The organism is Methanohalophilus sp. DAL1 (genome assembly GCF_001683555.1).
Classification (GTDB): Archaea; Halobacteriota; Methanosarcinia; order Methanosarcinales; family Methanosarcinaceae; genus Methanohalophilus; species Methanohalophilus euhalobius.
In genome coordinates this window covers 22771-44820 of record NZ_MAFX01000003.1, presented here as the reverse complement: position 1 = coordinate 44820, position 22050 = coordinate 22771, and the positions used below count along the sequence as shown (strand labels likewise).

Sequence of the window (22050 nt, the reverse complement as noted above, 5' to 3'; positions counted from 1 at the left end):
CAAATACCAGCATCATAAGGGATATTAACCATGCCCAGCGCAGAATACGCGCAAGGTTGTGGGGTTGTGTGATTCTAAAAAAAAGCCTGTCGGCCAGTCTAGGCCGATCAGGTGCTGCGGTAGGCATTATGCCTTAATCCTCTTTAAGCGGAAGGTGTTTTCACGTTCCATCTCGTCCAGCCGGAAACGGATGAAGTCCATTGCTTCCTGCATTTCGGGAATTACTTTGAATTCAAGGGCATTAACACGCCTTTTTGTTTTCTCGATGTCGTCAAGTAACCTCTTCATAGTGGTCTCAATCTCTGCTGCAAGAATAATCTTGTCAACAAGGATCTCATATGAATCGACAGTTTCATCGATGTAGGAGCTTGTTCCGAGAATACCGTATCCCCTTTTGTTGATGGGTTTATGCACACTGGATGCTTCGATCTTAGGGACCACCACACCCATAATATTGTGGCTTTCAAGACTTATTTCTGGTCCATCTTTGAGAGCAAGAGCAGTGGATTTTATTACCATTCTGCCCTCGACTGCCTCAGCGATCCCTATTTTTTCAGTGGCATTATCATAGGCGTCATCCAGTTCGTTCCTTACACCCTTGGCCTTGTTCAAAATCTCAAAGAATTCCAGGATAAGACCATCCCTTTTCATTTTAAGCAGCTTGTGGCCGCTCTGGGACAGTTTTATCTTTTTCTTCAGTTCAATAAGTTCGGAACGAGTTGGTTTAACATCCTTTGTGCCCATAGTGGATCACTCTTTGTTCACTCTGCATTTTGATGTGCAGGGTGATATTTATCGATATACTTGTTGTCTATCCTGGTAAGCTGTGCTTCCGGAAGCTCGGAAAGGATTTCCCATGCTATGGACAGGGTATCTTCGATATTCCTGTCCTCATCTTTTGCCTGTCTTACAAAACGGTCTTCGAAAAGATCGGCAAATTCCAGGATTCTCTGGTCTCTTTCGGAAAGGGATTCTTTACCGACGATTGCAACCAGTCCACGAAGATCACGTCCTTCAGCATATCCGGCATACAACTGATCGGATACTGCCTTATGGTCATCTCTTGTCTTACCTTCCCCTATACCGGAGTTCATCAGACGGGAAAGGGATGGTAGCACATCGATTGGTGGGTAGATACCCTTCCTGTGAAGATCACGGGATACTACAATCTGGCCTTCGGTGATATAACCGGAAAGATCGGGTATCGGGTGGGTTATATCGTCACCAGGCATAGTCAGGATGGAAAACTGGGTTACAGATCCCTTGTTACCTTTGATTACACCTGCACGTTCATAGAGGGATGCAAGGTCAGTGTACATGTAACCGGGATATCCACGTCTACCGGGCACTTCTTCACGGGCTGCACCCATCTGACGGAGTGCTTCACAATAGTTAGTAATATCAGTCATGATTACAAGTACATGCATATCGTGTTCGTATGCAAGATACTCTGCTGCTGTCAGTGCCATCCTCGGGGTGATTATACGTTCGACTGCAGGGTCATCTGCAAGATTGAGGAAAACTGTCGCTCTTTCAAGAGCACCTGTCTTCTCAAAGTCTTCCATGAATGACTGGGCTTCCTCATTGGTGATACCCATTGCAGCAAACACCACAGCGAAATCTTCCTCAGAACCGGGTACTTTTGCCTGTCTTGCAATCTGAAGAGCAATCTCATTGTGTGGCAGACCTGATCCAGAGAAGATAGGAAGTTTCTGTCCTCTTACAAGAGTGTTTGTACCGTCAATCGTGGATATTCCTGTCTGGATAAATTCATCAGGTGGTCTCCTGGAAAAAGGGTTCATTGAAGCCCCATTCACATCTACCCTTTTTTCGGGGATAATTCTTGGACCGCCGTCAAGGGGTTCTCCAGACCCGGAGAGGATACGACCGAGAAGATCTTTTGCAACAGGAAGTTTGATGGTATCTCCACTGAATACTACACCGGATTCATCATTCAGACCCTGAGTTCCTTCGAAAACCTGTACAACAACCACATCTGCGGAGGTATCAAGGACCTGACCTCTCTTGGTGGTCCCATCAGGGAGATTAATCTGAACAAGTTCCCCATATCCTACAGGCTCTGTTTTTTCAAGGAATATGAGTGGTCCTGCAATATCTACAATGGTTTTGTATTCTTTGGTCATTTTCAGTTGCCTCCAAGCTGTGTGAACTCTTCATCCATCTTTGCCATGATTGTTTCAAGGGCTGCATCAAAGTCTTCTTCATATTTGACCTTGGCAAGTTCATCCTTGGACTCCATTTCCATGATCTTGTTGATGGGGACACCATTTTCCATTTTATCGGTTGCCTTTTCACCAAACTGCGATACAGATTTCAGAAGTTTATACTGCCTGTCAAAGGGACAGAATGTGTCCACGGGATGGAAAGCGTTCTGCTGCAGGAAGTATTCACGAAGCATCCTGGCAATTTCAAGGGTAAGCTGCTGGTCCTCAGGGAGTGCATCTGAACCTACGAGTTGCACGATTTCCTGAAGTTCTGCTTCTTCCTGAAGAATATCCATTGCATTATCCCTTAGTTCATTCCAGTCGCTGCCGACATTTTCTGTAAACCAACCTGCAAGCCTGTCATTGTAAAGACTGTAACTGGTAAGCCAGTCAATTGCAGGGAAGTGTCTCTTCTGGGACAGTTTTGCATCCAGTGCCCAGAATACCTTTACGATACGCAGGGTATTCTGTGTAACCGGCTCGGAGAAGTCACCACCGGGAGGTGAGACTGCACCGATGACAGTAATGGAACCATCAAGACCTGCCAGGGAATGGACTGCTCCTGCACGTTCATAGAATTCAGAAAGCCTGGCGGACAGATATGCTGGATATCCTTCTTCACCGGGCATTTCTTCAAGCCTGGAAGAAATTTCCCTCATTGCTTCTGCCCATCTGGAAGTTGAATCTGCCATGAGAGATACATCATAACCCATGTCACGGTAATACTCAGCAATGGTAATACCTGTATAAACAGATGCTTCACGAGCAGCTACAGGCATATTGGATGTGTTTGCGATAAGAACTGTACGTTCCATGAGTGGCCTTCCGGTCTTTGGGTCTTCCAGTTCCGGGAATTCATTCAGTACATCGGCCATTTCGTTTCCACGTTCTCCACATCCGATATAAACCACAATATCAGTGTCACTCCACTTTGCAAGTTGCTGCTGTGTAACAGTTTTTCCTGATCCAAAAGGACCTGGGATAGCTGCTGTACCACCTTTTGCCACAGGGAACATCCCATCAAGGATTCTCTGTCCTGTTACAAGAGGTTTTGTTGGCGAGAGTTTCTTGTCTACCGGCCTGGGATCTCTTACAGGCCATTTCTGCATAAGGGATAGTTCAGAGCCGTCAGAGAGTACACAAACAGTTTCATCGACTACGAATTTACCACTTTTGATATCTTCTACAGTTCCTGACTTTCTTGGAGGGACCATTATCTTGTGTTCGAGATTGGGTGTTTCCTGTACGACACCGATAATATCTCCGCCTTTGACACTGTCTCCTTTGGATACTGTAGGGGTGAATTCCCACTTCTTCTCCCTGGTAAGACCGTTTGCTGTTACTCCTCTTTCAATGAAGTCTCCCATCTTTTGCTGGAGAACTTCCAGAGGTCTCTGTATACCATCATAAATACTTTCCAGAAGACCTGGACCCAGTTCTACTGAAAGAGGCATTCCCGTATTTGCTACAGGCTCTCCCGGTTTTATGCCGGATGTGTCTTCATATACCTGAACTGTAGCCTTTTCACCCTCTATACGGATTACTTCACCCATCAGTCCTTCATGACCTACTTTTACCACATCATACATCTTCGGCTTGATACCGGTGACTGTGACAACAGGTCCTGCCACTCGATAAATTTCACCATTCATTTCCACAAATCTACACCTACCGCTTGTTTTATTTTATCCCGTAAGTTGGAACTTTGGCCGGTTCCGCCAAGGGTTACCAATGTTGGTTCGACGGATTCACTTAAAGTGTCTCTCAAGGTTTCCGGTAGTTTATCAAAATCATTACTGTGCATTACAAGGATGCCTACGGAGGGATCATTGAAAATTTCCTTTACCTTTTCCTCCAGGCTGTTATCATCATTGATTTCATACACTTTATGCACACCGGCTAATCTGAAACCGGTTACGAATTGACCATCACCTACAGCTGCCAGATCCATCAAATCACCAATTGATTTCTGATTATCTCGTCATCGAGGTTAACTGCCTTTCCTCTGATGATTATTCTCAGATTGTTTACTTCGTTCTTTTTATTGATCATATAATCCATGATCGGAACGATTGAAAGGGGATATTCATGTGAAAAACTGGCAGCGGACTTTATACTGTACTTGGTGAGGCTTGTTTCCAGATCGACAAGAGATTCCATATCAGGAGATGCAAAATCTGAGATCGCATCCCAGTATGGATATTTTTCAAGTGAATTTATAAAATCTGCAAAAGGCAGAGGAACCAATGAGTTTATTTCCTTCAGACTAAGCCGGAGCCCACCATCTATAACCAGATCTTCAAGTTCACCATCTTCAATACCTTCTTTCTTCATCCTGAACATTGTTTTAATGTTTTTAATGTCAATCTCTGTACGAATGAGCTTGGAGAATAGTTTACGATCACTTGACTTTGGTGTACCGATTGCATTGAACAATCTCTGGTAATATAATTTGTCAAGTTGATTTTCAATTTCAGGAAGATTCGTTCCGTCATAATTCATAAGAATTGGATAATAATCCGTATTGCTGAGTGCATCTATAACATGCTCATAAGATTCTTTCTCAGCAAGTTCTGACAGGAAATTATACTTGAATTGGCCGGCAGAAACGAGATTATCCTTTATCTCTTCAATCGGCGCATTGTAATACTTGCCTCTGAGAATAGTTTTGATATCCCAGATGTCATAATTTTTCAGATATTCCGTGATGAGATAGTTGAGTTCACCCTCGGAAATATCAATCAATTTAGAGAATGTGACTGCAAGATTTCTGTTTAATGCGTGCTCGATGAGATCTACTCCTTCAAATTTCCGCGCAAGTTCGTCTACATCCTGCTTATACCGGGTTTCTCCGATAAAACGGGTAATTTCATCAAGATCCATGTTCATAAGCCGTGAATATGTCTCTTTTGGAAGCAGATTGCTCTTCATTGCACGTACACGCGCAGTAACATAAGCATAATTTGAGCTCCCACTGCTTGCTGCAGAGGAACCTTTTCTCCGGAGTTTCTGGAAAAGCCTCATCTTGATATCACCCGAATAAGATATCTGAGACCTGTTTCAGGTTCTGCTCATATACGCTGTCAAGAATCCCTTCATAGGTATAATCAAGCTTGATACTTCCATCCTCATTCTCTATAACAACACCTCCAACACAATCGATGTTGCCTGCATACTCTAAAGAGGACAGTTTTTTCACCAAATCTTCTGATTCCTTATTGGAATAGATACGGCTGCCTTTAGATTCATGACTTTCTATGATATTCTTGAGAAGTGTTTCCTGTTTATCCGCAGATAACCCTGCAATCTCATTGAATGCCTGGTTATAGGCTTTTTCAAGCACTTCTTTACGTGCATTGAGCATTGTCCTTTTGACTTCGAGATTTGCACTGGATAATTCTTGCCGTTTCATACGCTGAATTTCATCTTCCGCTTTGGCAAGACGTTTCCCTTTGATTTCTTTGGCGGATTGCTTTGCATCCTCTATAATACGGGACGCTTCGGCATCTGCCTCTGCATTAATATCAGAGACCTTCGCCTGCGCAACATCCATGACGTCTTTAATTACTGTTTCGAGTCCCATGCTCTCACACCTTAAAAAGAAATTAAGAGCATTTTTGAATGCTCTCAAACTTCGCTTAGCTTATCAGCAGTGCAACGACAAGTCCGAAAATGACAATGGTTTCAGGAATTACAGTAAGGATAAGGCCCTTACCAAAAAGTCCTTCATTTTCGGCCATGGCGCCGATAGCGGCGGCACCAATATCTTTTTCAGCAATACCGGATGCCAGTCCTGTAAGGCCAACTGCAAGTCCTGCACCAATTGCTTTAAGTCCTGCCGGATCCATTATTGCTTCTTCTCCTACCATATTATTATTCCTCCGTGTACTTTCTTATATATCCAAATGGGCTGTACTCTTTGCCCCCGCCTTCATAGAATTTAGTAAAGAATTCGACATACTGAAGCCTCAAAGCATGTAGACCGGGGGCGATTATGCTTAAGGCTGTATTGAGTGCATGTCCGAATATGAATACCAATATTGCAAATACCGCTGCTATACCTCCCTGTGGCCAGATCATTTCAAAAGCGATGAGGTTCACAGTGGATGCAATATAAATTGATGAAAGGCCCACGGCTATCAAACGTGTGTATGACAGGGAGTTACTCAACAAACCGGGTAACTCAATGGGACCTTTAATACCTTCTCCTTTAGTCAGCATTATGAAACCTATCACGAATATTGCGGCACCTACAGCAATTGGTAGGTATCCTACATATCCGAGAACTGCAAGCACAATGCCAATCTCAACTACTATCCAGCTGCCCTTTTCAAGCATCGCTGCATTGAAGCCGTGTTTCTTTTTCTCATTGATAAAACCAAGGATATACCCCAGGTTTATGTGAGCAACACCAATGAGAGCAGTAAGCACGATAAGGGTCATTACCAGATGTGTTCTGTGTATAGGGTATGTGATCATTTCCCCACCGATAGGAGACTGGAACAGGTTTATAGTTTCAAATCCGGCTATGAGACCGGGTTCAATTCCATGTGCCCCATGCAGGCTTGCAAGAGGGAATCCCAGAAATTCTCCATAAAGGATACCAAAGATCAAGGTCGATACCTGACAGTATATCAATATATTCATCAGGGGTTTTATTGCATCGGAATTAAACAGTTTTTTAACTCCAAATGCCAACCCCAGAAGAATTAAAGCATAACCAATATCTCCAAGTATCATTCCATAAAACAGTGGGAAACTGATAAATATTAATGCAGTTGGATCAATTTCTTTGTATTTGGGCCTTGCGTAAAGGTTCATTATTGTTTCGAAAGGTTTTATGATCCCTGCGTTATTGTACTCTACCGGCACTTCCTCCTCTTCCTCTTCTGTAACCTCCTGCTTGGAAACAAATACTCTTCCATTAGTAGAAGATTCAAGTGTCCGGGTCATTCTGTTGTACTCATCTGATGGAACCCATCCGTCAATTACAAAAGTATGCTCTGATGTGGCAATCTTCAGAGGTGCTTCGGATTTCTGGGATTCAATGGATAGAATTTCATCACTTGCAAGTATGAAATCAGAATAACGTTCCTTTATGTCAGAAATACTCTTTTCAAGTGAAGTGATTTTCTCATTGATAGTGTTTCTTTCACTTTCTATATCAGCAATTATCTCCGAAGGAGTCCCTTCCATATTTGGAACACGTATCTCACGAAACTCGTAATCAGCCAACATCTCAGCCACGATTTCTTCTTTGTCTTTCCTGACAAAAAGAGCAATAGTGTGTGTATTTGGATCAAATTCGAGTTCATAATCATTTGTAATTCCAGATATTTCAGAACTGATGTCTCCCTTTACAGTACCTGCAAACACAGATAGGCTCTCATAACCTCTGTAATTTTTAAGATCTATGGGGATTGAAACCAATGGTTCGAGTTCTTTTTGGAGAGAATCCAGTTCTTTTAACCTTGTTTCATAACTGTTCTTTTTTTCGGTCTTTTCATCAAGTTCACTTTCCAGGCGAGCCAGTTTATCATCAAGCTCTGCCCACAGAACATTTGTGTCCTGTTTTGGAACTTCTTTTGGCTTGATACCAAGAAAACTGGAAATTGACCTCAGTTGAACAAGTTTTTTGGAAACTTCCCCTGCATTCTCAAAGGGTTTCCCTATCTTGAAAGTAGAATCTTCTTCGTTATATTCTTCAATATGGAAGATATTGATATCGTGTAGCGTGTCTACTGTTTCATCCATGACTTCTTTGTGTCCGACGATAACAGCACGGGTCATACTTTTTGGCTTAAGCATAGATCGCCCTCTCGAATTCCTCCACTAGCATTGCAACAGCTTTATCAACATTGGATTCTGCGTTGCTTATCAGCTCTTCTGCATCCTTTTTGCCTTTGCTGACGATTTCTTCGTGCTCTTTCTGGAGGTCTTCCTGTGCAGATTTAAGTGCATTATTTGCAGATTTTTCTGCATCTAATTCTGCCTCTTTAATTATTTCTCTGGCTTCTGCACGGGCACTGGCGATTTTGTCCTCCTTCTCCTTCAGGCCTGCTTCCACCTTTTTGGCAGCACTTTGTTCTGCTTCTTTTATCTCGGATAAGATTTTGTCCTTGGCCATGTGAATCCTCATCGCGTCTGTGATATGTTAAGCAGCGTGATTTTATGCCCCTTATAGCAACCTCGCATATAAGTTATTCGGTTTCAGGTGATTGCTATTGAATAATTGTAATGTTTAATCATTCGTATAGGGAGTTCAAGTTAACAGCAGATACCCATAAACAACTTTGCATATAAGCCATTCGGTTCTTACCGGTTCGTAACCTACCGATTATAATAATTATTCATGAAAAACATGACTACTTTTTAGAAATATAATACAGAATTATTCATTTCTTACTCTATATGGCAATATTTCATCTTTGGGTATCGTATGGATATATTTTTGTCTGAATTCAGGATTCCGCATCATGCAATAATCGGAATTGGAACGATATGCCTGGTGTTTACCCATATTATCCCATATTGAAGAAAGCTTTTCTTCCTTTATATTCCCAAAGGACAGCGGTGTATAAGCACAGGGCATGACCTCACCTGAAGGTGTAGCATGCATCCATCGCCTTCCGGCAAAGCAACCAAACATATCCGGACCCATGAAATACGGGAATGAAGTAACACGTGGCCCGTCTGGCCCACTGTTCATCCGTTTTTGGAAACGTTCCATGGTCTTCACATCCTTTTGAGTGATGACTTCATCTTCATGTTCAAGCCAGCGACCCACAGCAACGATCTCATAGATGGACATCTCCTGCATGCCCATATCTGCAGCAAGACCATAGAAATCTTCAAGGTCATCGATATTATCGGGTGAGATCACCACAAACATATCTGCCAGCATGTCAGCTCCCAGGGTGTTCTTAATACCATCAATAGCATCCCTGTATGCCCCATCCCTGCCACGAATACGGTCATGTTCCTTTTCAAAAGGACTGTCGATGCTTATTCTCATGGCATACATGCCCGCATCCTTCAACCGCACAGCTCTGTCAGGTGTAAGGCCAAAGCCAGAAGTAAAACAGGTTGCAATGCACCGGTCTTTATCCACTGCCCTCACCATTTCGGGAAGATCCTTTCGAAGCATTGTTTCCCCGCCATCGAAAGAAATAAGGTAAGCACCAAGATCAAGGGATTGATCGATAGCACTGTTGATCTGTTCGGTAGTTAGTTCTTCCTCAGTAAGGAAACCCGCAGCTCCGCAGTGAATACAATTATTTGGGCACCTATCGGTAATAGCTATTGAGAATTGGTCAGGCACACGTTTTTTCATGATGGCGGCAATCTGGGAACTGATCATCCTGTTGAATGCATTGCTGGGAATCGGGGGGGCCCATGTCGAAAATATGATCTCTTCATCATTAAATGTAATGGGTTTTTCTTCCTGAAAAATACGGTTAATACGTTTCAGAATAGGTTTTGCAATGGTGGAAAGGGGACCCTCACTGGTGAGTACAACTTTATCATCTTCCACATTTGCATCAACTTTAATCATGGGTTTTTCATATACTCTCATAAATTCACCTTTTTAGCATTTCCTTGTTCCAACTTCAGAGAAAAGGCCTTTTGTGGCATAATTGGTTATCTCATGTAATCTATTTCTGGATTGGGAAGGCGGGAAAAGATCTATTATTTCATGTGCTTCAGAAACTAGTTGTTCAACAATTTCCCTGGTTTTTGCTATTGCTTTTGAATCCGCCATATCCTGCCTGTATACATCTACCAGCGAAGGGGACATGTGTATTGATTCCTTGTTATTTACCTTACTGGTGTATTCCAGCATATCATCAACGATTTGATAGGCAGTTCCGAGTTTATTGCCAAAGAGCCTGAATTTAGAAACTGTATCCTCATCCGCTCCTGCAACATAGGCCCCCATCGCTGCCGAGGCAGCAAAAAGTGAAGCAGTCTTCTTTTCAATACAATTGAAATACTCAGCTAGATTGTTGCTATTTCTTTCCAGCAAATCTACATCCATGGCCTCGCCTTCGGCCATTTCCATACCTGCCCTGCCAAATTCTATGCCTACTTCTTTACCGTATGCAGATATTAGTTCAATGGACTTGGATATCAGGTAATCTCCCGCAAGCATTGCTGCAGGGATACCATATACTTCATGGGCGGTCTTAGCTCCCCTTCTCAATATACCCCTGTCCAGCAGGTCATCGTGAATAAGGGATGCAGAGTGGATAAGTTCAATTGACAGAGCAGCATCAAGGGCATTTCCAATTTCACTGCCACATATACGGGATGACAAGAGGAGAACCACAGGACGGGTCTTTTTCCCGCCGGATTGACATATGTGGGCAACTACTTTCTTCATTTTGGAACCGTGGTCAATTTCTTCCACAAAGTCAATTAGTGCTTTGTTTATACTCCGATATTCGTCCCATTTTTCAATATCCATCGATTTGCCCCTTTAATATGACCATAGGTTATTCGGAGTATTTGGAAGGGCAACCCATGACAATTTTTTCTGCTTTAAGATTTCCCTGCCGATCTATTTTTCCTTCAATACTCAGTTCTTTACCTTCCTCAAGATTGGGCGGCAGGTCACCGGTATATTCAACTTCAATGTACTTTTCAGGTTGCTCTATGTCCTGGAGCATGAAAGTTATATTACCGGGTTTTACATCCAGTGTTCCTTGCTTGATGGCTCCCATTGTGTTGATGTCATTCCCTTCAAAATCATCTAGATTTTCCTTAATTTCTGATACCATGTAATAAGTCTGGCCGGTATCTATGCCCCATAAGCCCAGGATAGCAAAGGCAAATATTGTAATAACTGCAAGAATTTGTTTTTGTTTTTTATCCATCACTTTCCCTTCATTCAGGATTTAACCTTTCAAATTCACGAAGAAGCTGTAAACGTTTTCGAATCAGGAATATTGTATATGAAACTATTGCTATGATAACAATCAAAAATGCTGTATTCAGTGAGTCCATATTTCACACCGCAACTCAATTTGCAATTAACTAGATTACCTATCTCTTATATGTGTAATGTGGTCCTGTATTCTATATATTTGATCAATGGTACAATCAGTATACCATTATTTAAATAAATTGAAATGACTGTGATATGACTATGTCAGAAGAACCCACTCCTCCAAGATTAATTGCCTGGGAGTTGACATCCAGATGCAACCTTTCATGTGTGCATTGCAGAGGTGCATCCACCGACAAAGAAGCTACTGGTGAACTGGACACATTCGAGGCAAAAACATTCATTGATCAGGTCGCTTCCCTTGGGTCCCCGATATTAATTCTCAGTGGAGGTGAACCACTTGTTCGCCCTGATGTATATGAACTTGCCCACTATGGCACAAACAAAGGCCTCAGGGTGGTACTTGCCACAAACGGCACCCTCCTTGACAGGAAAACTGTAAGAAAACTCAAAGAAGCGGGAATTAAGAGAGTAAGCATAAGTCTTGATGGGGCAGACTCTGCAACCCATGATGGATTTCGGGGAGTTGAAGGCGCCTTTGACAAAGCCATGGAAGGAATTGATGCCCTGAAGACAGAAGACATGGATTTTCAGATTAATACTACAATAACCAAAAGAAATCTGGGGGAAATCCCACGTATCCTTAAAATGGCTATTTCCCTGAACGCCGAAGCCCTCCATATTTTCCTGCTTGTGCCTACAGGCAGAGGAGAAAACCTTGCAGATGAAGAGATACCTCCGGCAGAGTATGAAAGGATACTGCGCTGGTTCTATGAACAGAAAAAGCATACTTCCCTTGAACTCAAAGCTACCTGTGCGCCCCATTATTTCCGGATAATGCGCCAGTGTGCGGAAAAAGAAGGTATGGAAGTTTCAATCAACACCCATGGTTTTGATGCTGTGAGCAGGGGGTGTCTGGGAGGTACTGCCTTTTGTTTTGTTTCAAGTACCGGGGATGTGCAGCCCTGCGGTTACCTTCCTGCAATAGCCGGCAATATAAGGAACCAATCTTTCGGGAAAATCTGGAACAATTCAACCCTCTTTAACGAACTCAGGGATTTCAGTCTCCTTAAGGGAAAATGCGGCAAGTGTGAATACAAGAATGTGTGCGGCGGGTGCCGTGCCCGGGCATTTGCGGCAACCGGGGATTATCTGGAAGAAGAACCTTATTGTATCTATCATCCGCGCCAAAAATAAAACAGGTTTATAAGTGGGTGAAAAGTCCCATTTTATTTTTGGTAGTCGATGCGGTAATTTATTGCCTTCTGTCGCTGTTTTGATTATATAGTATGTTTTCACCTATGAATCTATAATTTCGGACTGGAGTGCCATATAGAGTACTATTGTTGCAAATATTCAGATAATTTGAAAGAAAACATTATAATCCATGATTACATCTCGTAACCTATTCTATTCTCAAGAATAAATGTGAGTTCCCCATGATCCGGCTTGATGAAATGGACAAAAAGATATTGAATGAGATCCAGCTTGAATTTCCCCTTTCCGTTAATCCCTATGCAGTACTGGCTGAAAGAATAGGTATTCCTGAAGAGGAATTGCTAAAAAGACTGGAGAGACTTAATAATCAGGGTGCTGTACGGCGTGTTGGCCCTATAATAAATACCCGCAAGATCGGGGGAACCAGTACCCTCATAGCCCTGAAAGCCCCGGATTCACAAACCCATGAGATTGGAGAAATCATTAATAAACATCCGGAAGTCTCTCACAACTATTTGCGCCCGGCGGAGTATAATATATGGTTTACCATCTCTGCAGCAAATCGTGAACGCCTTGACACTATAATCAAACAGATTGTAGAGGAAACAGGTTGCCCTATACTTGACCTGCCCACAAAACGTCTTTTCAAGATAGGGGTGAAATTCGATGTCCGATAAACTCGATCCACTTTCGCGCAGAATCCTGGAAGTAACACAGCACGGGATTGAATTTACCCATTCCCCATTCAAAAAAATAGCAGAGGAGACGGGATTACGTGAACAGGAAATTGTAGATCGACTAAAGCAAATGCAAAATCAGGGAATCATACGTCGTTTTGGTGCATCAATAGGCCATCGTACCATCGGCATAACTGCCAATGCCATGTGTATCTGGAATGTACCGGACGAGCGGGTGGAAGACGTAGGCAAAGTGATGTCCGGTTTTAGCGAAGTAACTCATTGTTACGAGCGACCCAGATACCCTGATTGGCCATACAATCTTTTTACAATGGTCCATTCCTACAGTAAAAAAGACTGTGAGGAAATTGCCGGAAAAATTGCAGATGCAACCGGGATATATGATTATCGTCTTTTGTTCAGTGAACATGAGTTCAAGAAAACAGGTGTAAGGCTGTAACTGTAATGTGAGAGGGTCCAAGAATGTATGATCGCCAATATATGCCACTTTTTCTAGATTTATCTTTCCAGAAGATAGTGATTTTCGGAGGGGGTAGTGTAGGACAACGCAAAGCATCACTGTTTTCCAAGTTTGCTCAAGTGACCGTTATCAGTGAAGATTTTTCCGAAGAGATCCTTGCCCTGCACGAATCCAATAAAATCGATATTGTACAAATAAATGTAAATGAAATACCCTCTGATATGATTCGCAGTTATCTGGAAGGGGCGTTTCTGGTCATACCTGCTACCAGCAACCGGGAATTAAACCTGAAAATACACCTGATAGCATCTGATATGGATATATTCGTGAATTCCGTGGATTCTAAAGGGAATGTGATAGTCCCTTCGGTGATAAAACGCGGACCTGTAACGGTAGGTATTTCCACATTGGGCCACAGCCCTGCTCTTTCCAGATATACGCGCATAAAACTCGAACATACTATCACTCCGAATTACGCAGACATGGCACATCTGCAGGATGAATTACGCACTAATCTAAAAGAACGAATTGATAACCAGCCCCTCAGGAAACAAATTCTGTGGGATGTGCTTGAAGATGATAGGATATGGGATGCTTTTGAAGAGTCCTATGAAAAAGCGTATAATATAGCATATGATATAATGTTGGAGCACATTGGGAATCACGCAGACAAAGATTCAAAGGAGCAGCTGGATTAATCACTTGAATAACGGAGGATAACATTGACTGAAATATCTAGCATGGTTATTTCCCATGCAAAGGCAACAGTGGAGGAAATGGAAGATGCCTGGCAGGGTGAAATCGAGGATATACTTTCCCAGCTAAGTTCCCATGAGCTCGTGTACGAATGCGCAGTCCTTAAGACATGCAACCGACTGGAAATGTATGTGGTATCCCCCAGAGGGAGCAGCGTACTTTTCCATTTTGCAAAAAAAATGGGTGTTTCTTCCCGCATTGTCGAATTCTATGACCATGAAGAATCCTTATACCACCTTTTAAGACTCTCCTGTGGCCTTGAATCTATGATAATAGGAGAAGATCAAATCCTGGGACAGATAAAGGATTTGTATACCATCTCCAAAAATGCAGGCACCATGGGCAAAATACTGGAGACCGCGTTTAGCAAGGCAATCCAGGTAGGTAAAAGAGCCCGTACGGAAACCAACATCAACAGAGGTTCTGTATCTATTGCATCTGCTGCAGTGGATCTTGCCGATGAAATGTTAAAAGGCCTGCAGGGACGCAATATACTTGTAATTGGAACCGGTGAGATGGGCACTCTTGTGACCCGGGCATTATCACACAGGGACATGAATGTTGTGTATCTGGCAAACCGCACATATGAAAAGGCAAAAGTACTTGCAGATGAGTTGGGGGGTGAGGCCGTGGATTTCATGAGTCTTGATCGCTATACACAGCAGGCCGATGTCATAATCAGTGCTACATCTGCTCCCCATTATGTCCTGAAGAAAGCAACAGTGGAAAAATCCCTTAAGAACAGGAACGATAATCTTCTGCTGATAGATATCGCCAGCCCCCGGGACATAGATCCCGAAATTGAAAGCCTTCCAGGAGTTATCCTGCGTAACATCGACAACCTGAGGGTAATTAATGAGCGTAACCTCCAGATGAGAATGGAAGAGGCAAAGAAAGTTGAAACTATAATTGATGAAGAATACAAAATGCTCATAAACCAGTACAAAAGACAGAAGGCAGATGCTCTTTTGTCCGAACTTTACAGCCAGATATATACTCTGCGAAAACATGAGATGGATAGGGCTGTGAACCGGTTGGGAGCTTATCACACAATCGGGGATGTGGAATGCAAAGTCCTGGATGACCTGACAAGGGCCATAGCAAATAAGGTCCTGGCAGAGCCTACCAAGGTATTGCGTAATGCAGCTGAATACAATGATGAGGCTTTTCTTGATTCGGCCTGCAAGCTTTTTAACATCAAACCCTATGCTAAAAAAGAAAAGGAAAATTGCAAATAAGGACTTGTGATACCAATGTACCCAAATATTCGAATGCGCAGGCTCAGGAACGGAAAGATAGGCAATCTTATACGTGAAACTTCCCTGGGGGTTGATGACCTCATATACCCGATGTTTGTTGACGAAACCGCAGAATCCATAGTTGAAGTACCTTCCATGGAAGGAGTCCTGAGGTTGCCTCTTTCCGAGGTTGTCAGTGAGGCCTGGAACGTGGCGGACCTGGGTATCAGTTCTTTAATGCTTTTCGGCATTCCTTCACAGAAGGATGAAAAGGGAAGCAGTGCTTACGGGGACAATGATATTGTCCAGCAGGCCACGCGTGCTATCAAGGAAGAACTTGGTGACGACATGGTTGTGATTACCGATGTCTGCATGTGTGAATACACATCCCATGGCCATTGCGGTATTATTGATAATGAAACCCATGATGTGATCAATGATGAGACTCTACCCATTTTGGGCAAGATTGCGGCAAGCCATGCCAGGGCGGGCGCAGATATGGTAGCCCCCTCGGGTATGATGGACGGCATGGTGGGTGCAATCAGGCAATCCCTGGATCAGGAAAATTTCAGTGATGTGCCAATTATGTCCTATGCTGCAAAATACTGTTCCGCATTTTACGGCCCCTTCAGGGATGCTGCTGATTCATGCTATTGTTTCGGTGATCGCTCTACATACCAGATGGACCCTGCAAACTCGGATGAGGCCCTGAGGGAAGTAGAACTGGATATCATGGAAGGTGGCGACATCGTCATGGTAAAACCGGCTCTTCCGTACCTTGATATTATCTATAGGATAAAACAGGAGTTTGGTATGCCAACTGCGGCTTACAGTGTCAGCGGAGAATATTCCATGCTCAAGGCAGCCGCCCAGCAGGGTTGGCTGGATGAGAAAAAGGTCATGTACGAATCCCTGATGTCAATAAAAAGGGCCGGAGCGGACATGATAATTACTTACTTTGCCAAGGAAATGGCACAATTACTGAATGAATAAAATTTACTGATGTGATTACATGGTCAATCTGGAAAAATCAAAAGCAATGTTTGAAAAGGCCAGGGAATATCTCCCTGGTGGTGTTAGCAGTCCGGTACGAGCAATCAAACCCTATCCATTCTACACCGAAAAAGCTTCCGGATGCCGTATTACAGATGTTGACGGTAATGAATACATCGATTACTGCCTCGGTTACGGGCCCAATATGCTGGGTCATGCAAATCCCGTGGTCAAGCAAGCAATAAGTGATCAACTTGAAAAGGGGTGGCTCTATGGAACCCCCACAGAGTCCGAGTTCAAACTGGCCGAAAGGATTGCAGCCGTATATCCAGGCATCGATATGCTTCGTTTTGTATCCACAGGTACCGAGGCCACAATGAGTGCCCTGCGGGCAGCACGTGGTTATACAGGAAAGAACAAATTTGTTAAAATCGAAGGCGGTTTCCACGGTGCTCACGATTCAGTACTTGTCAAAGCTGGCTCAGGTGCTTCCACATTAGGTAAACCCGACTCTCTGGGTGTACCACAGGATTTCACCAAACATACTCTTCAGGCACCCTATAATGATATCGAAGCCATGACAGACCTGCTTGAATCAAGCGATGATATAGCAGCTGTCATCATGGAACCGGTAATGGGTAATGTCGGTCCGGTATTGCCACAGGAAGGTTATCTGGAAGAGATAAGGAAACTTACAAGGGAATATGATACTCTGCTCATATTCGATGAAGTAATAACCGGCTTCAGACTTGCAATGGGCGGTGCACAGGAGTATTATGGTGTGACACCTGACCTGACAACGCTGGGCAAAATTATCGGCGGAGGAATGCCAATAGGGGTTTTCGGGGGCAGAAAAGATATCATCGAAATGATTGCACCTTCGGGTTCGGTATACCAGGCAGGGACTTTTAGCGGTCATCCGGCATCTGTTGCTGCAGGACATGCAGTGCTTGATGTGCTTGAGAAGGAAAATGCTCATGAGAAACTCAATACGATGGGGCAAGATGTACGCAGCAGACTTTCCGAGATGGTCACTGATAAAGGACTGGATTACAGTGTTTCAGGAGTGGGTTCCATGTTCAAGATCTTCTTTGGAGATATGCCAACAAATTATCAGGATGTACTCAAATGTGACAAGGAAGGCTATTTTAATTTCTTCCATAAAATGCTGAACCAGGGAATTTTTATACCCCCTTCCCAGTTTGAGACAAACTTCCTCTCTCTGGCACATACCGAAGATGATCTGGAAGCGACCTTTGAAACTTATGAATCCTGCCTGTAATAGGATGTGTTGATTTGATAATTGGTACAAGGGGAAGTGACCTGGCTCTTGCACAGGCAAAGACCGTTGGTGGCCTCCTGGATAACCGGGGATTCCCCACTACCCGCAAGATTATAAAGACAAGCGGTGATACCTTCACTGACCGCCCCCTCCACGAAGTGGAAGGTGTTGGTGCCTTTGTGAGGGAACTGGATGACCGGATGCTTTCCGGGGAGATCGATATTGCAGTCCATTCGATGAAGGACCTGCCCACTGAAAGACCCGCAGAACTTTCCATCGCAGCAGTTATCGAACGTGATTCTCCTCATGACGTACTTCTCACGAATGATGGTTCAACCCTTGACGAATTGCCCGAGGAAGCGATTGTAGGGACAACATCCATGCGCAGGCGGGCCCAGTTTTTGCGCTACCGTCCGGATCTGAACGTCCAGGACCTGCGAGGTAATATAAATACCCGTGTTAAAAAACTTGAATCCGGTACGTATGACGCAATTATACTGGCAGAAGCGGGTTTACAACGCATGGGCTGGGACATCGAATGTCATAGGCTGGACGCCGATGGTTTCTGTCCCTCAGCCAATCAGGGAACCATTGCCGTGGTTACCCTGGCAGGCAGTGAAGCGGAATTACTCTGCTCCCAGATCGATCATGCCGAATCCCGCATCGCTACAGAGGTCGAGAGACTGGTGATCAGGGATGTGGAAGGCGGATGTATTGTACCGGTTGGTTCATTTGCAGAATTTGTGGACAACGGCAACACGATACATATACGTGCCGAGATCTTATCCCTTGACGGAAAGCGGGATATCCGCCTGGATGAAATGATCCCGGTAGATAATTATCGAGAGCATGCTAAAGAGCTGGGTCAAAAACTTGTTGCTCTGGGCGGAAAAGAGCTGGTAAAAGAAGCCATCTCGCAGTTGTCCCCAAAAAATGATTGATCATTCATGAAGATAGCAGGCATAGAACTCAAAAATCCTACAATCCTGGCTTCAGGCATAATGGGAACCACAGGAGCAGCCCTTGCAAGAATGAGCCGCAACGGTGCCGGTGCAGTGGTAACCAAGTCAATTGGCCCGGTTCCCAAAAAAGGCCATAATAACCCTTCAATGGTGGAGCTGGAATGCGGATACATTAACGCGATGGGACTGCCCAATCCTTCCTACTCGGGTTTCTGTGAGGAAATCGGAATTGCGAAAAGCAAAACGGATGCACCGTTAATTGCCAGCATATTCGGCGGGAACGCTGCAGAATTTACTGAAGTTGCGAAAGGGTTGCTTTCCTCAAAGCCTGATTGCTTTGAACTTAATGTCAGCTGTCCCCATGCTGAAGGTTATGGAGCCTCGGTGGGAACTGATCCTGATCTTGTACATGAAATCACGGCCGCGGTAGTTGATGCTGTGGATGTACCCGTATGGGTGAAACTCACACCCAATGTTACGGATATTACTTCTATTGGCAGGGCAGCAGAATCTGCAGGTGCATCGGCAGTCGTTGCTATCAATACAGTGCGGGGCATGGCCATTGACATCCATTCCGGGTATCCGATACTCGGCAACCGTTTTGGAGGACTATCCGGTCCTGCAGTAAAGCCGGTGGCTGTAAAATGTGTTTATGACCTGTATGAAGTGCTTGATGTGCCCGTGATAGGAGTAGGAGGTATTACGTGCCCGGAAGACGCAATCGAAATGATGCTGGCTGGGGCAAGTGCTGTTGAGATCGGATCTGCCGTACATGAAGACACACAAATCTTTGAAAAAATAAGCAAAGGTATTGATACATATCTGCAAAAGTACGGTCATTCATACACAGAAGACATAACAGGTCTGTCACACGAGATGATCTGATGCGTCCCATTCATTCAAAAATCACCGAAATCGTCGAAGAGTCACCCAATGTGCGTACTTTTTTCTTTGACACACAATTCGACGAAGCCATTCCCGGCCAATTCGTAATGGTCTGGGTACATGGAACCGATGAGGTCCCTATGACCCTCTCCGGTAAAAATTCCATTACAGTCCAGAAGGTAGGTGATGCCACATCCCGTATGTTCGAACTTGGAATAGGTGACCATATGGGGCTCAGGGGTCCTTTTGGCAGAGGTTTCACCATTCCCAAAAAGGGTGAAAACGTACTTTTCATTGCAGGAGGAGTAGGAGCCGCACCGATTGCTCCCCTTGCAGATATTGTAAAGGCAAGAGGAATTGAAGGCCGCACAATTCTGGGTTCCAGATGCTGTGATGAACTTTTGTTCAGGGAACGCTTTGCCTGTGGCAGGGTGGATATTACCACTGATGACGGTTCCGAAGGCAGGGGCGGTTTTGTGACCGATCAGCTGGCAGATACGAATACCTCTGATTATGACAGGATATATGTGTGTGGCCCGGAGATTATGATGTATAAGGTCTTTGAAATTTTGAAAGCACGCAATGTTCAGGTAAAGTCAGAGTTCAGCCTGCACAGGTATTTCAAATGTGGTATCGGAGTTTGTGGAGCCTGCAGTATGGATCCCGATGGCCTGCGTGTCTGCAGGGACGGCCCTGTATTCAATGGCGGTGAACTTGAAGGATCTGAACTTGGACATTACGAACGTGATTCTTCAGGTTGCAAATGCCATTTTTAATTATCAGGCAGCAATTTTTTGTGCCTTCACCTTTTCATAGAGCAGGTTAAACAGAAAAAGCAATTCCCCTTCCAGAAAAATTATTCTTGAATTGGTCCTGTCTTCTTTTTTGGCAAAAAGGATGGTTAGTTCAAGATCTCTTTGTGCTGCCTGTTTTACCGACATATCAAATGCATCCTTTGTACTTGAAAGGTGTTTTTCGACATTTTCTTCATCAAGATAGGTATTTATCCATCGTACCAGTTCACTCCGATATCTACCCGAAATCGGAATGTTATTCACATACCTGCGTACATGGTTTATTTCTTCTGTGCAGTAAAGATCGTTCATATCCACTCCCCAATAAAGTATTCTTTCCAAACAGTCAAATAAGTTTTCCCGATTGGTTATACTCTGGCAAACCGGCGCTCATTTGCCGGAATTGATAAGAAAAAGGATTTATATTTATACCATATCTTCCTAATTTGTCTGCCAGGATAATGCATCTCCTTATTGTTAGCAAGTGGATAACATGATCGGAAAATTCAAACACGGTACTGAGATATTTGAGGGTAATGTGCAGGATGAAAAGGTAATATCTCCCAGGGGAGATGTTTATAATGTTAATTCACTTGATATACTTGCGCCTTCAAGTCCTTCCAAAATTATCTGTGTGGGGTTAAATTATATTGATCACGCCAAAGAACTGGATATGGACATCCCGGATGAACCAATAATTTTCATGAAACCCCCTTCTTCTGTAATTGGCCATGGTGCAAAAATAATCTATCCTTCCTGCAGCAATCGTGTTGATTATGAAGCAGAACTTGCTGTTGTCATAGGACAGCAATGCCATGGTATTCATGCTGAAAAGGCACAAAATGTCATCGAAGGATACACATGTTTTAATGATGTAACAGCCCGTGATATTCAGCAAAGGGATGGACAGTGGACCAGAGCAAAAAGTTTTGATACTTTTTCCCCGATTGGCCCATTCATAACTCCTGTGGAAGACTTCAATGCTTCTGCAGCAAAGATTAAGTGCAGTGTTAATGGCATGACCAGACAGAATTCATCAACTTCCAGATTGATATTCGATGTTGATTTCCTGATAGAATTCATATCCTCCGTGATGACCCTTGAAAAGGGAGATGTAATTGCCACAGGTACCCCGCCGGGTGTGGGTGAACTTAATTCAGGTGATTGCGTAGACGTAACCATTGAGGGTATAGGCACATTATCCAATGAGGTATCATAATGCTTTTTGATCAAATTTACAGGGAACTTGAATTAACTGAAAGACATCTTATCGTTCTCAGGAAGGTTATTGAGGAAGGCCCAATCGGTATCCTTAAACTTTCGGATGAAACAGAGATGCCAACCCATAAAGTAAGATATTCATTGCGAGTACTTGAGCAGGAACATCTCATCAAGCCTTCATCACACGGAGCAGTTGCCGGTGAGAATACGGAAAAATTCCTTGAAGATTTTGACGGACAAATAGCCGACATCATTGCAAAAGCATCTCATATCCAGCAGATAAGAAATTCAATTTAATATTTGCATAAGTT

General features: G+C 43.7%; 26 protein-coding genes. 12 read left to right on the top strand and 14 right to left on the bottom strand.

What is annotated here, in order from left to right; translation table 11 throughout:
- Positions 1-126: 126 nt before the first annotated feature.
- From A9957_RS00955 to A9957_RS00895, 13 genes are all read right to left on the bottom strand, one after another.
- Complete coding sequence (locus tag A9957_RS00955) at positions 127-744, bottom strand: V-type ATP synthase subunit D (RefSeq protein WP_096711826.1); 618 nt, start codon at positions 742-744, stop codon at positions 127-129.
- A 17-nt stretch (positions 745-761) separates the two neighbouring features.
- Positions 762-2144 (bottom strand): ATP synthase subunit B, encoded by a 1383-nt coding sequence (locus A9957_RS00950; protein ID WP_096711827.1) that lies wholly within the window; start codon positions 2142-2144, stop codon positions 762-764.
- 2 nt (positions 2145-2146) lie between these two features.
- Positions 2147-3883: an ATP synthase subunit A gene (locus tag A9957_RS00945; protein WP_096711828.1), complete on the bottom strand. Its 1737-nt coding sequence runs from the start codon at positions 3881-3883 to the stop codon at positions 2147-2149.
- Positions 3874-4176, bottom strand: a complete 303-nt coding sequence (locus A9957_RS00940; protein ID WP_105459924.1) for a V-type ATP synthase subunit F — start codon at positions 4174-4176, stop codon at positions 3874-3876. Before A9957_RS00940 ends, A9957_RS00945 begins: the two co-directional genes overlap by 10 nt.
- A complete protein-coding gene (locus A9957_RS00935; protein ID WP_292342852.1) occupies positions 4176-5249 on the bottom strand; it encodes a V-type ATP synthase subunit C in 1074 nt (357 codons plus the stop codon). Before A9957_RS00935 ends, A9957_RS00940 begins: the two co-directional genes overlap by 1 nt.
- Positions 5250-5256: 7 nt before the next feature.
- Positions 5257-5808: a V-type ATP synthase subunit E gene (locus tag A9957_RS00930; RefSeq protein WP_292342851.1), complete on the bottom strand. Its 552-nt coding sequence runs from the start codon at positions 5806-5808 to the stop codon at positions 5257-5259.
- A gap of 55 nt (positions 5809-5863) precedes the next feature.
- Positions 5864-6094, bottom strand: a complete 231-nt coding sequence (locus A9957_RS00925; protein WP_172425447.1) for a V-type ATP synthase subunit K — start codon at positions 6092-6094, stop codon at positions 5864-5866.
- Between the two features lie 4 nt (positions 6095-6098).
- Positions 6099-8033 carry a V-type ATP synthase subunit I gene (locus A9957_RS00920; RefSeq protein ID WP_292342850.1) on the bottom strand — a complete coding sequence of 645 codons (1935 nt, stop codon included), beginning with the start codon at positions 8031-8033 and terminating at the stop codon, positions 6099-6101.
- Entirely contained in the window at positions 8026-8352 is a 327-nt protein-coding gene (gene ahaH / locus A9957_RS00915) for an ATP synthase archaeal subunit H (RefSeq protein ID WP_096711833.1), read from the bottom strand. Before ahaH ends, A9957_RS00920 begins: the two co-directional genes overlap by 8 nt.
- Before the next feature lie 264 nt (positions 8353-8616).
- Positions 8617-9801 carry a radical SAM protein gene (locus tag A9957_RS00910; RefSeq protein ID WP_096711834.1) on the bottom strand — a complete coding sequence of 395 codons (1185 nt, stop codon included), beginning with the start codon at positions 9799-9801 and terminating at the stop codon, positions 8617-8619.
- A 12-nt stretch (positions 9802-9813) separates the two neighbouring features.
- A complete protein-coding gene (locus tag A9957_RS00905) occupies positions 9814-10692 on the bottom strand; it encodes a polyprenyl synthetase family protein (protein WP_105459919.1) in 879 nt (292 codons plus the stop codon).
- 28 nt (positions 10693-10720) lie between these two features.
- Entirely contained in the window at positions 10721-11101 is a 381-nt protein-coding gene (locus A9957_RS00900; RefSeq protein WP_096711836.1) for a cytochrome c maturation protein CcmE, read from the bottom strand.
- A gap of 10 nt (positions 11102-11111) precedes the next feature.
- A complete protein-coding gene (locus tag A9957_RS00895) occupies positions 11112-11231 on the bottom strand; it encodes a CcmD family protein (RefSeq protein ID WP_096711837.1) in 120 nt (39 codons plus the stop codon).
- Positions 11232-11367: 136 nt separating this feature from the next.
- On the opposite strand from A9957_RS00895, the gene ahbD reads away from it, so the two are divergent.
- From ahbD to A9957_RS00845, 10 genes are all read left to right on the top strand, one after another.
- A complete protein-coding gene (gene ahbD, locus A9957_RS00890) occupies positions 11368-12429 on the top strand; it encodes a heme b synthase (protein WP_096711838.1) in 1062 nt (353 codons plus the stop codon).
- A gap of 242 nt (positions 12430-12671) precedes the next feature.
- On the top strand, positions 12672-13127 hold the full coding sequence (ahbA, locus tag A9957_RS00885; protein WP_096711839.1) for a siroheme decarboxylase subunit alpha: 456 nt from the start codon (positions 12672-12674) through the stop codon (positions 13125-13127).
- Complete coding sequence (ahbB, locus tag A9957_RS00880) at positions 13117-13587, top strand: siroheme decarboxylase subunit beta (RefSeq protein WP_096711840.1); 471 nt, start codon at positions 13117-13119, stop codon at positions 13585-13587. Before ahbA ends, ahbB begins: the two co-directional genes overlap by 11 nt.
- Before the next feature lie 23 nt (positions 13588-13610).
- Entirely contained in the window at positions 13611-14306 is a 696-nt protein-coding gene (locus tag A9957_RS00875; protein WP_096711841.1) for a bifunctional precorrin-2 dehydrogenase/sirohydrochlorin ferrochelatase, read from the top strand.
- Between the two features lie 24 nt (positions 14307-14330).
- Positions 14331-15602 (top strand): glutamyl-tRNA reductase, encoded by a 1272-nt coding sequence (gene hemA / locus A9957_RS00870; RefSeq protein ID WP_096711842.1) that lies wholly within the window; start codon positions 14331-14333, stop codon positions 15600-15602.
- Between the two features lie 15 nt (positions 15603-15617).
- Positions 15618-16595, top strand: a complete 978-nt coding sequence (gene hemB / locus A9957_RS00865) for a porphobilinogen synthase (protein WP_292342849.1) — start codon at positions 15618-15620, stop codon at positions 16593-16595.
- A gap of 19 nt (positions 16596-16614) precedes the next feature.
- Complete coding sequence (hemL, locus tag A9957_RS00860; RefSeq protein WP_096711844.1) at positions 16615-17877, top strand: glutamate-1-semialdehyde 2,1-aminomutase; 1263 nt, start codon at positions 16615-16617, stop codon at positions 17875-17877.
- 14 nt (positions 17878-17891) lie between these two features.
- Complete coding sequence (gene hemC / locus A9957_RS00855) at positions 17892-18818, top strand: hydroxymethylbilane synthase (protein WP_096711845.1); 927 nt, start codon at positions 17892-17894, stop codon at positions 18816-18818.
- Between the two features lie 6 nt (positions 18819-18824).
- Positions 18825-19724 carry a dihydroorotate dehydrogenase gene (locus A9957_RS00850; RefSeq protein WP_292342848.1) on the top strand — a complete coding sequence of 300 codons (900 nt, stop codon included), beginning with the start codon at positions 18825-18827 and terminating at the stop codon, positions 19722-19724.
- Positions 19724-20500 carry a dihydroorotate dehydrogenase electron transfer subunit gene (locus A9957_RS00845; RefSeq protein ID WP_128754258.1) on the top strand — a complete coding sequence of 259 codons (777 nt, stop codon included), beginning with the start codon at positions 19724-19726 and terminating at the stop codon, positions 20498-20500. The genes A9957_RS00850 and A9957_RS00845 overlap by 1 nt, the downstream gene beginning before the upstream one ends.
- Positions 20501-20503: 3 nt before the next feature.
- Here A9957_RS00845 and A9957_RS00840 read toward each other — a convergent pair whose 3' ends face one another.
- Positions 20504-20830: a hypothetical protein gene (locus A9957_RS00840; protein WP_128754259.1), complete on the bottom strand. Its 327-nt coding sequence runs from the start codon at positions 20828-20830 to the stop codon at positions 20504-20506.
- Between the two features lie 181 nt (positions 20831-21011).
- Between A9957_RS00840 and A9957_RS00835 the strand changes: the two genes are divergently transcribed.
- Both A9957_RS00835 and A9957_RS00830 read left to right on the top strand, forming a co-directional pair.
- On the top strand, positions 21012-21737 hold the full coding sequence (locus tag A9957_RS00835; protein ID WP_096711852.1) for a fumarylacetoacetate hydrolase family protein: 726 nt from the start codon (positions 21012-21014) through the stop codon (positions 21735-21737).
- Positions 21737-22036 (top strand): hypothetical protein, encoded by a 300-nt coding sequence (locus A9957_RS00830; protein WP_096711853.1) that lies wholly within the window; start codon positions 21737-21739, stop codon positions 22034-22036. Before A9957_RS00835 ends, A9957_RS00830 begins: the two co-directional genes overlap by 1 nt.
- Positions 22037-22050 lie beyond the last annotated feature (14 nt).